Source organism: Sphingopyxis sp. (assembly GCF_051861155.1).
GTDB lineage: Bacteria > Pseudomonadota > Alphaproteobacteria > Sphingomonadales > Sphingomonadaceae > Sphingopyxis.
The window spans coordinates 74,082-86,369 of record NZ_JBHYDE010000006.1 but is presented as its reverse complement, the minus strand read 5'-3'; the positions used below and the strand labels follow the sequence as shown (position 1 = coordinate 86,369).

Sequence of the window (12,288 nt, the reverse complement as noted above, 5' to 3'; positions counted from 1 at the left end):
TATGGCGAGCGCACGACATTGACCAGCGGGAGAAAATTCATGGTCCAGAAACTCGACGACGACGCCCGCACCGCGCTGCTCGCCCGCTTCCCCGACTGGACGCACGAACCCGCGCGTGACGCGATCACCCGCCGCTTCAAATTCGACGACTTCGCGCAGGCGTTCGGTTTCATGACCAGCGTCGCGATCATCGCCGAAAAAATGGATCACCATCCTGAATGGTCGAACGTGTACAACCGCGTCGACATATTGCTGACGACGCACGACGCCGATGGGTTGTCGGAACGCGATGCCAAGCTGGCCGAGGCGATCGAGGCCCTGCTCTGACTGTTTGCGGCGGCAGCGTGCGACCGGTTGCGGGCATGCGGCCTTAAAGCCCCTCCCCTTCAGGGGAGGGGTTGGGGTGGGGGTCAGCGGCCGTGCGCAAGGCCGCTGGCCCCCACCCGCTGCGACTAACGAACAAGTTCGCAAGTCTCGCTGCCAGTACCGGGTGAACAGTCCCCCGGACTGTTCAGGTCATGCCGGGGGCATGACCGACCCGGCACTCCTGAAGGGGAGGGCGTGAACGTCCGCTCCCCACCCCATGGCCGCCCATCAAGTCATGGTGACGAGCCCAACAGCAGTTGTTGTTATCTTGCGCTGACGTGTCATTTCCCTACAAGCATCGCAAACACATCAGGGGAGCCACTCATGACCGACAGCCTGCTGCGCCGTAAAGCGATCGTTCCGGAACAGCAGGAGGGGCATGGGCTCGCGCGCACGCTCGGCTGGCCGCATCTGATCGCGCTCGGCGTCGGCGCGATTGTCGGCACCGGCATCCTGACGCTGATCGGCGTCGGCGCCGACAAGGCGGGGCCGGCGGTCATTCTTTCCTTTGCGATCGCCGGGCTGATCTGTGCCTGCGCCGCGCTCGCTTATGCCGAAATGGCGACGATGATCCCCGCCTCGGGCAGCGCTTATACCTACAGCTATGTGGTGATCGGCGAACTGATCGCGTGGGTCGTCGGGTGGAGCCTGATCCTCGAATATTCGCTGGTGGTCAGTGCGGTCGCGGTCGGCTGGTCGGGCTATGCCGCGCCCTTGCTCGAAGCCTGGGCGGGGGTGCCGATGGCGCTGATGCAGGGCCCCGAACTCGGCGGTATCGTCAATCTGCCCGCGATCGCGATCATTGCGGTCGTGGCGGGCTTGCTGCTCGTCGGCACGCGCGAAAGCGCGACGCTCAACGCGATCCTCGTGGTCGTCAAAGTCATCGCGCTGGTGATCTTTGTCGCGGTTGCGCTCCCCGCGTTCAACGCCGCCAATCTCGAACCCTTCAGCCCCTATGGCTTTGCCAAGCATATGGGGCCCGACGGCGTCGAGCGCGGTGTGATGGCCGCCGCCGCGATCATCTTTTTCGCCTTTTACGGCTTCGACGCCATTGCCACCGCGGCGGAGGAAACGCGCAACCCCGACCGCGATCTCAAGATCGGGATCGTCGGGTCGATGTTCGTCTGCGTCGTCATTTATATCGCGGTCGCGGTCGCTGCGGTCGGCGCCATCGCCTACACCCGCTTCGCCAACAGCCCCGAACCGCTGGCGCTGATCCTGCGCGAACTCGGCAGCCCGCTGGCGGCGCAATATCTCGCGGTGTCGGCGATCATCGCGCTGCCGACCGTCATTCTTGCCTTCTTCTATGGGCAGAGCCGGATCTTCTTCACCATGGCGCGCGACGGGCTGCTCCCCGCCAGCCTCGCGACCCTGTCGTCGCGCGGCACGCCGGTGCGGATCACCATCTTTACCGCGATCGTCGTCGCGGTGCTCGCGGGCTTCATCCCGCTCGGCGAACTGGCGGCGCTCGCCAACGCCGGGACGCTTGCGGCGTTCACCGCGGTTGCGGTGTGCATGCTGATCATGCGCCGCCGCGCCCCCGACGCCCCGCGCACCTTCCGCGCCCCGCTGCCGTGGGTGGTCGGTCTCGGCGCTATCTTCGGCTGCATCTATCTGTTCTTCAGCCTGCCGATGCAGACGCAGCTGTGGTTCCTGGTGTGGAACATCGGCGGGCTGGGCGTCTATTTCCTCTACGCCCGCCGCAATGCGGTGGTTGGCTAGCTAGAGCGATAACTCCTCGTCATTGCGAGGAGCGAAGCGACACGGCAATCCAGAGCGGCGTAAACCGCTCTGGATTGCTTGGCCTCCGGCCGCCTTCGGCCCGCTGCGTTCGCAATGACGAATTGAGGGAGGAGCAGGGCTTCGTGAAGGCTTAGAGTCCGTGCTCAGTCGAACAGCTCGCTCAAGAAACTCTTCTTGTAATTCTTCTTGTACGGCTTGCCGCCATAATAGCGGTCGTCATGGCCATGCTCGCGATATTGCGGCTGCTGCTGGTATGACGGCTGCGGCGGCGGCGGTGCCGATGCGCGCGGGGCGGGGGCCGCGGCGCTCTCGCTGCGCTCGATGATCTTGTCGAGCTCGCCGCGGTCCAGCCACACGCCGCGGCATTGCGGGCAGTAATCGATCTCGATTCCCTGTCGCTCCGACATCGTCAAATTCACGCGGCAGGTCGGGCAAAGCAGCCCTGGGGCATCGGTCACGGATTTTCCTTTCCTTCGGGGGGGTAACGCCGGGTTCAACGCAGCAGGGGCGCCGCGCGTTCCGCCTCACCTAGATGGCGTTTGCCAGTCAAACGGCAAGGGTGCTTCGCGAAAGGCAAAGCGGTCGAGGTGCCGCGCGACGGCGCCCTGCAATCCTTCCAGCTGCGCGGCCATGCTGGCGTCGATGCGGACCGACAGGGCGTCGGGTCCGGCATCGAAAGTCACCAGCGCATCGTCCGGCCAGTCGGCGCCGCGCGCATCCTTCGGAAAGGTCACGGTGCCGTGCTCGGCGGTGAACTCGACCGGCAGATTATGCTGCCAGTGCTTGCACAGCTGTTGCAGATATTTGCTGGCATGCGCGGTCGGCACCGCCGCGGTGGCGCTGACCGCCATCACAGCCGCTCGATCTTTTGTGCCGCCTCGTCGATCAGCGCGACAATGTCGTGCAGCGCCGCCTTGTCGAGGTCGCGGTCGCTCAGCCGATCGAGCAGTACCTGGCGCAGGTTGCCCATCGCGCGACGGATCGATGCCGAATCGGTGCGCTGCGTTTCTTCGCCGACCGCGGTCAGCCGCGCCATCGCGGCATCGACGGTTTCGGCATTGGCTTCCAGCTCGGCGCGCCCGGCCTCGGTGATCGCAAACAGCTTTTTGGCGCCCTCGCTCTGCTGCGCTTCGATCTGGCCCATGTCGCCCAGCATCGTCAGCGTCGGATAGATCACCCCCGGGCTGGGCGCATAGGCGCCGCCGGTCAGCTCCTCGATCTGGCGGATCAGGTCATATCCGTGACGCGGTTCGTCGGCGATCAGCTTGAGCAGCACCAGCCGCAACTCGCCAGTATCGAACATCCGCCGCCGCTCACCGCGTTCGCCCCGGCCACCGCCACCGCGTCGGCCGCCAAAGCCGTGGCCGAAGCCGTGACCAAAGCCGCGCCCGCCGCCGCGATACATCGCGTGCCGCCCGCCGCACCCGCGGCCCGTCATTTTTGCATAGAAAATCATCATCGTTCCTCTGTGTAATTCTTGATGCGTCTAAGATATATCTTAATGCGAATTTTGCAAGACACGGACGTCACGCTGCGCGGCACTTTCGCCAACTTCCGCTGCGCGCCTTGACTTCCGGGGGTTTCCGGCTATTAGCCGCCCCGTGTTGCCGCGGGTCCGCGCTATGTGGATCTGGGGCAATTCCGTCCGAGACAGTTGGTGCAGGGGATTTGCCCTGCTTAATTTCCAGCCGAGACGGGGAACAGTCTTTTTCGGTCGCCCGCCTGCGCGTTCAGGCGACGCGTCTTGACCGACCCCTTCGGACATCGTTGCGCAAATGCAGGCGAGCCTTGGCTCGCATCGGTATTTGCGTGTGTTAGCCGCCCGGCGGCTCCCGGCGTTTCGGCGCCGGGGTATCCGGGCACAGAGTGGAGTATAGGCATGGATCGTACGGAAAAGGCCGAAGCCGTATCCTCGCTGAACGCTACGCTGGCATCAGCTGCCTCGGTTGTGGTCGTCCGCAACCTCGGCATGACCGTCGCTCAGTCGACGGTGCTGCGCCAGCAGATGCGCGATGCAGGAGCCGACTTTCGCGTCACGAAGAACCGTCTTGCCAAAATCGCGCTCGACGGCACGTCCTATGGCGGGATCGGCGAACTGCTGACCGGCCCCACCGCCCTGGCTACCTCGACCGATCCGGTCGCGGCGGCAAAGATCGCGGTGGAATTTGCCAAGACCAACGACAAGCTTGAAATCGTTGGCGGCGGCATGGGCGACGTGGTGCTCGACGTGAATGGCGTCAAAGCGCTGGCTTCGCTTCCCTCGCTCGACGAGCTGCGCGCCAAGATCATCGGTCTGGTGCAGGCTCCGGCCACCAAGGTTGCGCAGATTGCCGCAGCCCCGGCGGGCCAGTTGGCGCGGGTTTTTGGCGCATATGCCGCCAAAGAAGCAGCGTGATTTTCGAACTGAACTGAAACTTACTGCCGGGACATCCCGGTTTTGATGGAGAATGAACATGGCTGATCTCGCAAAGATCGTTGAAGACCTTTCGGCGCTGACCGTCCTCGAAGCGGCTGACCTGTCGAAGATGCTCGAAGAAAAGTGGGGCGTTTCGGCTGCCGCTGCTGTTGCTGCCGCTCCGGCTGCTGCTGCTGCCGGCCCGGCTGCTGAAGAGCAGACCGAATTCGACGTCATCCTGACGGGTGACGGCGGCAACAAGATCAACGTGATTAAGGAAGTCCGTGCGATCACCGGCCTGGGCCTGGGCGAAGCCAAGGCGCTCGTCGAAGGCGCGCCGAAGGCGATCAAGGAAGGCGTGAACAAGGCCGAAGCTGAAGAGCTGAAGGCCAAGATCCTCGCTGCCGGCGGCACCGTCGAACTGAAGTAATCAGTTTGAAGGGTCCGGTCGGTTCATCCGACCCGCTTCCAGCATAAAGAAAGGGCGGCGCCGCGAGGCACCGCCCTTTTTTTGCGTGGTGAGGGATCACCACGCAGTTGCCGGGGCGCTCAGCCTCGCGAAAATCCCGGGCGGAAGGTCGTGGTGGTCCGCGCGCGGGCCGGTTCGGGGCGGCGCACCTCCTGTTCCTGCCTCACCGGCGCCGGGCGCTGCGCGATTTCCCACGCGCTGACGGGCTTGCGGGTCATGTCCTTCTGCGCGCCAAGCGTTTCGTCATAGGCGACGCGTTCCTGACGATCGAGGAAGCGGGCGCGCTTCAGACGCTTCGACAGCGTCGCGAACGGATTGTCCGGGGTCGGGCCGGTCATCGCCATCGCTTCATGGCGTCCCATGCTGCCGCTGGGCGCTGCGGCAAAAGCGGGCGTCGTGCGCGGCGCGATGGTTGCCGGTTCGCGCGGCGCATAAGCGGGGGTCACCCACTGCGGCGCTTCGGGCGTGACCGGCGCGCGTACCGCGATCGGATCGAAGCGCGAGGCCGGGGCGGCCTGGACGACCTCGTCATAGACGATCTGGTCGGCGGCGCGGCGGCGGCGGGCAAAGGCCAGACCGGCCCCGCCGATCAGTAGCAGCGCCGCGGCGCCGCCAGCGATCTCCCAGGGAAATTCACCGCCCGTCGCGGCCACGGTTTCGGTGGGCGCCGGAACGGGTTCGACCATGGGTTCGGTCGTCGCCGCCATCGGCGCGGCGATCGGCGTGATTTCGGCAACCGGGGCGCTGTCCGCCACCGGCGGGGCGACTGCGGCGGCCGCGACCGGAGTGACGGCAGCGCGGCTGCGCTGCGCGGTGCGCGCGGCGCGGGTCGGTGCGGGCGTTTCCGCCCGCGGTGCGGCGCGCGGCGCGGGGGCGGTTTCGGCGGGCGCGATGTCGAGCGGCACGCGGATCACCGGCGTCGGGGTCTGCGCGGCCTGCGGCACCGCAACCGGAGCGGGCGCGCTCGGCTCGGCGACCGTCGGCGGGGTTTGCGGGGTCGGCGCCGTCGGCGCCATGACCGGCGGGGTCATCGTGATCGTGGGCGCTTCCTGAGCGAAAGCGGCGGGAGTGGACAGGACCAGGAACGCGGCAATCGCGCTCGTGGCGGGGCGGGAGAGGGCGATATTTTTCATCATAGTGAAGGACGAACGAACCGCGCCGGAAAACCGCTGCGCCAAAGCGGCGATTTCCGCGACGAGCCGTGGCCGCCGAACGGCGCGGCGAAGATTTCGATACGATTGGTCGTGATGAGCGATCGGCTTTGCGGCCAGCCGCATCGCGTTGCCGCCCGTCCACCGTCACCCGGAAGGCGCTGCTTTTCGGTGCTTTAACGGCAAAGATGACATTGGCCTTGCATTTTGCGGACACCAGCCGTCACCAATTCGTCATCGCCGCGCAACCCTGGCATGGTCAATGCGCGCCATGAAAACGACCGACCTTGTGCCCACCCGGCTGCCCGATCGCCTGCGCGAAACACAGCGCCTGTTGTTCATCGCCAAACATGCCCGATGGACTGGCGGGCTGCATGCCGACGACGGCAATCATGCGCTGTATCACCGCGAAATGCGCGAGACACTGGAGGGGCTCGGCATCGAATTGCTGATCGCCGACAGTTATGCCGCGCTGTTCGATCGGCCCGCCGCCGATTTCGTCTTCCCGCTGCTCAATCGCGGCGGCTTCTTCAATTCGGAAATGCTGCTGCCCTTGCTCTGCAACCAGCATGGCCTGCCCTATCTCGGCGCCTCGCCGATCGTGCGCGGGCTGTCCGACGACAAGCATCTGACCAAGCTGGAGGCCGCGGCGCGCGGGGTGCCGACCGCGCCCTGGGCGCTGTTCCGCCGCGGTGCGCCGGTCGATGTGGCGCGCTGTCCGCCCGCGCGGCGCTGGGTGATCAAGCCGAACAACAGTTCGGCGTCGTGGGGCGTCCGCGATGCCCATGACCGCGCCGAACTGGCACGGTCGGTCGCTGAAATCCACGCGCTCGACCATGACGCGCTCGTCGAGCCCTTCATCGACGGCAGCGATATCGAGGTACCGGTGATCACGCTGGGCGGTGAACCCGCGATGCTGCCGATGATGATCTTTGAGCAAGCCGATCCGACCCAGCTGCGCACCTATCAGGAAAAGCGCGATCTGGTCGGCCATGTCGGTTATTGCATCAAACGCTTCGACGATCCGCTGATCAGCCGCCAAGTCGTCGAATATACCCGCCGCATGGCCGATGTGTTTCGTCCCTTCGACTATGGACGATTCGAATTCCGTGTCGATCAGGCGACCGGCGACCTCCGGCTGCTCGAAGTCAATCTCAACTGCAACCTGTGGTCCGAAAAGCTGTTCGCGCGTTCGGCAGTCATCGCGGGCTTCAGCCACGCGGCGCTGATCGAAACGATCGTCGCCGAAAGCATGATCCGCCAGATCGCCCCCGCGATGGCGCGACGCGACGCGGCATGAGCGGGTCGATCCTGATCCTGGCGGGGCGCCGGTCGGGCATGGTCGATCCGCTGGCCGCCAGCCATGGCGTCGCCGACAAATGCCTGGTGCCGGTGGCGGGGCGAGCGATGATCGCGCATGTCTTGAGCGCCGCCGCGGCGAGCGGGGCCAGCCAGATATTCGTCTCGACGCATCATGCAAATTTGCTCGCCGACCTCGATGATCCGGTGGTCAAATCGCTGGGCAACCGCCTGATCGTCGTGCCCGCGGCGGGCAATCTGGCGGACTCGGTGCTCGCGGTCGCGGGTGTTGCGGCCTTTCCCTTGCTGGTCACCACCGCCGACAATTGCCTGCTGACGCCCGAAACGATCGCTGAGATCGGGGCGGAGGCCACGCGGCTTGATGTCGAAGCGGGAGTGGCGCTGGCCCGGCGTGAAGATGTTCTGGATGTGCATCCGGAGGGGCAGCGGCGCTTCTACGAATTTTCCGACGTCGCGGTGTCGAACTGCAACGCTTACTGGATCGGCCATCCCGGCGCGCTGCGCGCGACCGAGGCGTTTCGCGGCGGCGGCCAGTTTGTCAAAAAGCCGCTGCGGGTGATGCGGGCTTTCGGCCTGATCAACCTGCTGCGCTTTCATTTCGGCCTGGGGCCGATCCACCATATCTTCGCGCGCATTTCGCGGCATTTGAATGTCGAAATCGCCCCGCTGCTGGTGAGCAACGGGGCGACGGCGATCGATGTCGACAATGAACGCTCGCTCAGCGTGACCGAGGCGCTGCTGGCGCGTGGCGGGGCGGTCAGTCCGCCACCCAATTGCCGTGAAAGCCCGGCGGAACCCGGTGTGGCAGATGCACGACAGCTTGCGGTGACCCGGTAAAATCATCGGCGTTGAGGATGACCAGCGCGGTCGTTTCGTCGTTCATGTCGACGACCAGGCCGATCAGCCAACCATCATCTTCGCCGCTGTCGGCGCCGCGCGGGACGAAGACAAATTCGCCGGGGTGGCGGCCGGGGCCGAAATCGTGGATGTCGGTCGTGCCGCGATCCAGATCATGCTTGAACAGCCGCGTTTCGGCGAGCGCCCACTCGACATTCTCGCCATCGGGCAGCGCGATGCTGTATGCGTATCGATAGGGGCGGGTCGCCAGGCGTTCGTCGTAGCGCGGAAATTCCTGGGCATGGTCGTGAAGGACGGTGCGCGTCGTCGTGCCCGCAACGGGATCGATCGTCCAGCGTTCGAAGCGCGATTTCTGGCTATCCGGCCCGCGTTTCGATTCGGCGAACATCGTTTCGTGCGCCACCACATCGACGATCACCTTGCCGTCGGCGGTCTCATACGCATTGGCGGGGTGGAAGACATAGCAGGGTTCTACGGGAACCCAGATGATGCTGTCGCCGCGGCCTTTCCTGGGGAGGAGGCCGACGCGCGCCGGATGGGCATCGTTCCACGCATAGGGAAAGCGATAGCCCGCGAGCAGCATCTTCATCGAAAAGGTGACGGGCAGGTCGAACACCAGCGCGTAATTTCCGGTGATCGCGCAGTCGTGGATCGACGGGCCGTCGCTGACCACGATCGCCTCTTCGCGGATGACATGCGCATTGCTGTCCATCACGACGTGCCAGACCTTGTTCGGCTCGTCGCCGCGATAGGTGATCGCGTGGATCTCGTCGGTGACGGGGTCGTGGTGCGGATGCGCGGTGTAGGCGCCGACGAGGGTGCCGTCGAACGGGTTGTGCGCGATCGTGTTCAGCTCATAGCCGAGCTCGATCGGCTTGCCGCCCGCTTCGACGATCGCGAAGGTGCGGCCGGCGAGGCCGACGACGTTGGTGTTCGGGGCGTCGTTGCGATCTTCGCGCGGGCCGGGGGGCAGCGCTTCGCCCAGCACCTCGCACGCCTCGCTGCCGCGGACCCAGCGGTTGCGGTACCAGTCGGCGCGGCCGCCTTCGATACGGATGCCGTGGACCATGCCGGCGCCGGTGAACCAGTGATAGCTGGCGGGATCGGGCGCGGCGGCGGGGTTGGGACCGTTGCGCAGGTAGCGGCCGGTGAGCGCGGCGGGGATCTCGCCTTCGACGCGGAGTTCTTTCAGCGTCAGTTCTTCGGTCATCGGTTTGTGGATGCCGGTGAGGAAAGGGTGTGCGTCGGTGGGACGGGGCAGGCGCTTGCGGTTGAAGTCGGCGACCTTGCCGATGCCTTTGACGACCGCGCCGCGGATGAGGGTTTCGACGTTGCTTGCCATGATATTGCTCCTTACGAATGTTGGCGAAAGTGCCGCCCCTCGGCTGGCCGGCAGGCCGGCCGCTCGGGATAAACTGGCCTCCGGCCAGCGTGGAGGGGATTGCGTTGGCGACTCGGAATGTTTACGGTGACAACATGATGGATGAAGATAACAGTGTCAACATAGAAAGCGATGGCGCGAAGGCGGCGGGTGCTTATCATCATGGCGACCTGCGCGCCGCGGTGATCGCCGCAGGGCTGAAACGGCTGGAGGCGGGCGACGATGGCGAGCTGGGGCTGCGCGCGCTGGCGCGCGACGTCGGGGTCAGCGCGACCGCGCTTTATCGCCATTTTCCGGACAAGGAGGCGCTGCTCGACGCGCTCGCCGACGAAGGGCTGCGGCGGCTGGGCGCGCGTCAGGCGCAGGCGTGGCTGAAGGCCGGCGGGGGACGCAACGGATTCAAGGCGACCGGATCGACCTATGTCCGCTTTGCGCACGACGAGCCGGCGCTGTTCCGGTTGAGCTTTACCCGGCAGATGTCCGAACGCCATGCCAAGGGGCAGGGCGACGGCGGCGAAGTTGCCTATAACCTGCTGCGTGCGGGCGTGGGCGAGGCATTGCCGGGGGTTGCAAACCCCGATACGGCTGCGCTGCACGCCTGGGCGCTGGTCCACGGACTGGCGATGCTGATCCTCGACCGGCGGCTGGAATGGGACGAAGCGATGGTCGACGAGGTGGTCGGCCTGACCTTTGGCGGCATCGATTGAGGGGCGACGCGAACTGATCGCACGATAAACAGGGGGAGGCGGCGATATGTTAGCGGTTTCTTTCCCTCTTTTCGGCTATCTGGCCTGATGACCCGGTCGCTATCCCCCCGCGTCGAGGCGATATTCTGGTTCCTCCTGACCGCCGCAGGATATTTCCTGCTGGCGAGCCTTTCGCTGCACGCGACCAAGGGCGCCGACAATATCGCCGCCATCTGGCCGCCCAGCGGCTATCTGCTCGCGCTGTTGCTGCTGATGCCGGTGCGCGCGCGGATCGCCGCCTTTGCCGGCATGGCGGCGGCGAGCATCGGCGCCAACATGACCGAGGGGATCGAGGCGGCGACTGCCGCCGCCTACACCGCCGCGAACGCCGCCGAGGCAGCGATCGCGCTATGGCTGGTGCGGCGCCGCGAACCTGGCGAGATGTCGTTCATGGTGCCGCGCGCGGTCGGCAATTTCTGCCTGGCGGCGCTGATGGCGAGTGCGGCGAGCGCCGCGATCGCCACGCTATTGACCGGCAACGGGTTCGATTTCTTTCTGTCGTGGATGACGACGGTGGCGCTGGGGATGCTGATCGTCACCCCGCCGATCGTGATGCTGGCGCGCATGGTGCGATCGAATGCGCTGCACAATGTGCCAACGGCCATGAAGGCCGAAGCGATCGCGCTGCTCACCGTGGCGGCCTTTGTCACCGGTGTGTCCTTTTCGCAGTCCGACTTCCCCGCCACCTTCGTCCCGTGCGTCGCGGTCATCGTCGCCTCGTACCGGCTGGGGCCGTTTGGCGCCGCGGCGGGGATGTTGATCGTCGCGGTGATCGCATCGCTGCTGACCGGGCAGGGCCATGGGCCGATCGCGGCGATGGATGCGGCGCAAAAGGTCGAGGTGTTCTTCCTGCAATTCTATCTGGTGACGATGCTGTTCGTCGCGCTGCCGCTCGCCGCGCTGATCGTGGTCCAGCGGCGGCTGGCCAAGCGGCTGGAACAGAGCAACCGCTGGCTGTTGCAGGCCGAGGCGGCGGCGCTGGTCGGCCATTGGCGCGTCGACCTGGTGCGCTGGACGATCCAATGGTCGGATCAGACCTACCGCGTCCACGGGCTGGAGCCGGGGATGCCGGTCGACGTCGATTACAGCGTCGCGCAATATCTGCCCGACGACCGGGTGGAGGTGCAAAAGACGCTGGCCGACGCGGTCCGTTCGGGCGAACCTTTTGTGTTTCAGGGCCGCATCCTGCGCGCCGACGGCGAAATCCGGCATGTGAAATCGCACGGGTCGATCGAAAAGAGCCGCAGCGGCAAGGCGATCGGCATCTTCGGCACGGTGCAGGACGTCACCGAGACGGTCGAAAATGCCCGTGTGCTGGAGGCCGCGCGCAGCGCCGCCGAACGCGTCGCCAACACCGACATGCTGACCGGGCTGCCGAACCGCCGTCACACGCTGGCATTCCTCGATCAGGCGTTACGGAGCGCGGTGCAGGATGGCGCGCCGCTGGCGGTGGCGATTTTCGACATCGACCATTTCAAGCAGATCAACGACCTGCACGGCCATGCGACGGGCGATGCAGTGATCCGCCGCGTCGGCCAGCGCGCCAAGGCGTCGCTGCGCGACGATGATATGGTCGGCCGGTTCGGCGGCGAGGAATTTGTCTGCATCCTGCAAGGCCGCAGCGCGCTGTCGGCCGAAATGGTCGCCGAACGGGTACGCAAGGCGGTGCAGGCCGATGCCGAGGGCGCCGCGACCGGCCTGCCGGGGGTCACGATCAGCATCGGCCTGGCGGTCTATGCTGGCGAAGCGAGCGTCGAAGACCTGCTCCAGCGCGCCGACAAGGCGCTTTATGCCGCGAAACGCGAAGGGCGGAACCGGCTGCGCATGGCGGCTTAAAGCGGGTGGCAGGCAATCGCGCC

General features: G+C 65.8%; 14 protein-coding genes. 9 read left to right on the top strand and 5 right to left on the bottom strand.

Annotated features, from left to right (window positions below; genetic code table 11):
- The first annotated feature begins 39 nt into the window (after window positions 1-39).
- Both ACTIFP_RS12050 and ACTIFP_RS12045 read left to right on the top strand, forming a co-directional pair.
- Window positions 40-327: a 4a-hydroxytetrahydrobiopterin dehydratase gene (locus ACTIFP_RS12050; RefSeq protein WP_439568951.1), complete on the top strand. Its 288-nt coding sequence runs from the start codon at window positions 40-42 to the stop codon at window positions 325-327.
- A gap of 363 nt (window positions 328-690) precedes the next feature.
- Entirely contained in the window at window positions 691-2,088 is a 1,398-nt protein-coding gene (locus tag ACTIFP_RS12045) for an amino acid permease (RefSeq protein WP_439568950.1), read from the top strand.
- A 164-nt stretch (window positions 2,089-2,252) separates the two neighbouring features.
- On the opposite strand, the gene ACTIFP_RS12040 is transcribed toward ACTIFP_RS12045, so the two are convergent.
- The 3 genes from ACTIFP_RS12040 to ACTIFP_RS12030 all read right to left on the bottom strand — a co-directional run bounded on the left by ACTIFP_RS12040 (window position 2,253) and on the right by ACTIFP_RS12030 (window position 3,568).
- Entirely contained in the window at window positions 2,253-2,516 is a 264-nt protein-coding gene (locus ACTIFP_RS12040; RefSeq protein WP_439569154.1) for a zf-TFIIB domain-containing protein, read from the bottom strand.
- A gap of 117 nt (window positions 2,517-2,633) precedes the next feature.
- Entirely contained in the window at window positions 2,634-2,960 is a 327-nt protein-coding gene (locus ACTIFP_RS12035; RefSeq protein ID WP_439568949.1) for a DUF2218 domain-containing protein, read from the bottom strand.
- Complete coding sequence (locus ACTIFP_RS12030; RefSeq protein ID WP_439568948.1) at window positions 2,960-3,568, bottom strand: PadR family transcriptional regulator; 609 nt, start codon at window positions 3,566-3,568, stop codon at window positions 2,960-2,962. Before ACTIFP_RS12030 ends, ACTIFP_RS12035 begins: the two co-directional genes overlap by 1 nt.
- 420 nt (window positions 3,569-3,988) lie before the next feature.
- Between ACTIFP_RS12030 and rplJ the strand changes: the two genes are divergently transcribed.
- Both rplJ and rplL read left to right on the top strand, forming a co-directional pair.
- A complete protein-coding gene (gene rplJ, locus ACTIFP_RS12025) occupies window positions 3,989-4,504 on the top strand; it encodes a 50S ribosomal protein L10 (protein ID WP_137752930.1) in 516 nt (171 codons plus the stop codon).
- A 58-nt stretch (window positions 4,505-4,562) separates the two neighbouring features.
- On the top strand, window positions 4,563-4,934 hold the full coding sequence (rplL, locus tag ACTIFP_RS12020) for a 50S ribosomal protein L7/L12 (RefSeq protein WP_310088984.1): 372 nt from the start codon (window positions 4,563-4,565) through the stop codon (window positions 4,932-4,934).
- 119 nt (window positions 4,935-5,053) lie between these two features.
- Here the strand turns inward: rplL and ACTIFP_RS12015 are convergent, their stop codons facing one another.
- Complete coding sequence (locus ACTIFP_RS12015) at window positions 5,054-6,106, bottom strand: hypothetical protein (RefSeq protein WP_439568947.1); 1,053 nt, start codon at window positions 6,104-6,106, stop codon at window positions 5,054-5,056.
- 68 nt (window positions 6,107-6,174) lie between these two features.
- On the opposite strand from ACTIFP_RS12015, the gene ACTIFP_RS12010 reads away from it, so the two are divergent.
- Genes ACTIFP_RS12010 through ACTIFP_RS12000 form a run of 3 tightly spaced genes read left to right on the top strand, consistent with a single transcriptional unit; the run spans window position 6,175 to window position 8,281 of the window.
- Entirely contained in the window at window positions 6,175-6,399 is a 225-nt protein-coding gene (locus ACTIFP_RS12010; protein ID WP_439568946.1) for a hypothetical protein, read from the top strand.
- Window positions 6,396-7,424, top strand: a complete 1,029-nt coding sequence (locus ACTIFP_RS12005) for a D-alanine--D-alanine ligase family protein (protein WP_439568945.1) — start codon at window positions 6,396-6,398, stop codon at window positions 7,422-7,424. Before ACTIFP_RS12010 ends, ACTIFP_RS12005 begins: the two co-directional genes overlap by 4 nt.
- Window positions 7,421-8,281 carry an NTP transferase domain-containing protein gene (locus ACTIFP_RS12000; protein ID WP_439568944.1) on the top strand — a complete coding sequence of 287 codons (861 nt, stop codon included), beginning with the start codon at window positions 7,421-7,423 and terminating at the stop codon, window positions 8,279-8,281. The genes ACTIFP_RS12005 and ACTIFP_RS12000 overlap by 4 nt, the downstream gene beginning before the upstream one ends.
- On the opposite strand, the gene ACTIFP_RS11995 is transcribed toward ACTIFP_RS12000, so the two are convergent.
- Window positions 8,202-9,644, bottom strand: coding sequence for a carotenoid oxygenase family protein (locus ACTIFP_RS11995; RefSeq protein ID WP_439568943.1), 1,443 nt, complete (start codon window positions 9,642-9,644; stop codon window positions 8,202-8,204). The genes ACTIFP_RS12000 and ACTIFP_RS11995 overlap by 80 nt on opposite strands.
- A gap of 134 nt (window positions 9,645-9,778) precedes the next feature.
- Between ACTIFP_RS11995 and ACTIFP_RS11990 the strand changes: the two genes are divergently transcribed.
- A complete protein-coding gene (locus ACTIFP_RS11990) occupies window positions 9,779-10,390 on the top strand; it encodes a TetR/AcrR family transcriptional regulator (protein WP_439568942.1) in 612 nt (203 codons plus the stop codon).
- Window positions 10,391-10,477: 87 nt separating this feature from the next.
- Window positions 10,478-12,265 carry a diguanylate cyclase gene (locus ACTIFP_RS11985; protein ID WP_439568941.1) on the top strand — a complete coding sequence of 596 codons (1,788 nt, stop codon included), beginning with the start codon at window positions 10,478-10,480 and terminating at the stop codon, window positions 12,263-12,265.
- Window positions 12,266-12,288 lie beyond the last annotated feature (23 nt).

What these genes read in the sequence shown, in the direction of transcription:
- ACTIFP_RS12050 (WP_439568951.1), top strand. Translation starts at nt 40, where the DNA reads ATGGTCCAGAAACTCGACGACGACGCCCGCACCGCGCTGCTCGCCCGC.
- ACTIFP_RS12000 (WP_439568944.1), top strand. Translation starts at nt 7,421, where the DNA reads ATGAGCGGGTCGATCCTGATCCTGGCGGGGCGCCGGTCGGGCATGGTC.
- ACTIFP_RS12005 (WP_439568945.1), top strand. Translation starts at nt 6,396, where the DNA reads ATGAAAACGACCGACCTTGTGCCCACCCGGCTGCCCGATCGCCTGCGC.
- ACTIFP_RS11990 (WP_439568942.1), top strand. Translation starts at nt 9,779, where the DNA reads ATGATGGATGAAGATAACAGTGTCAACATAGAAAGCGATGGCGCGAAG.
- ACTIFP_RS11995 (WP_439568943.1), bottom strand. Translation starts at nt 9,644, where the DNA reads ATGGCAAGCAACGTCGAAACCCTCATCCGCGGCGCGGTCGTCAAAGGC.
- ACTIFP_RS12030 (WP_439568948.1), bottom strand. Translation starts at nt 3,568, where the DNA reads ATGATGATTTTCTATGCAAAAATGACGGGCCGCGGGTGCGGCGGGCGG.
- rplL (WP_310088984.1), top strand. Translation starts at nt 4,563, where the DNA reads ATGGCTGATCTCGCAAAGATCGTTGAAGACCTTTCGGCGCTGACCGTC.
- ACTIFP_RS11985 (WP_439568941.1), top strand. Translation starts at nt 10,478, where the DNA reads ATGACCCGGTCGCTATCCCCCCGCGTCGAGGCGATATTCTGGTTCCTC.
- ACTIFP_RS12015 (WP_439568947.1), bottom strand. Translation starts at nt 6,106, where the DNA reads ATGAAAAATATCGCCCTCTCCCGCCCCGCCACGAGCGCGATTGCCGCG.
- ACTIFP_RS12045 (WP_439568950.1), top strand. Translation starts at nt 691, where the DNA reads ATGACCGACAGCCTGCTGCGCCGTAAAGCGATCGTTCCGGAACAGCAG.
- ACTIFP_RS12035 (WP_439568949.1), bottom strand. Translation starts at nt 2,960, where the DNA reads ATGGCGGTCAGCGCCACCGCGGCGGTGCCGACCGCGCATGCCAGCAAA.
- rplJ (WP_137752930.1), top strand. Translation starts at nt 3,989, where the DNA reads ATGGATCGTACGGAAAAGGCCGAAGCCGTATCCTCGCTGAACGCTACG.
- ACTIFP_RS12040 (WP_439569154.1), bottom strand. Translation starts at nt 2,516, where the DNA reads ATGTCGGAGCGACAGGGAATCGAGATCGATTACTGCCCGCAATGCCGC.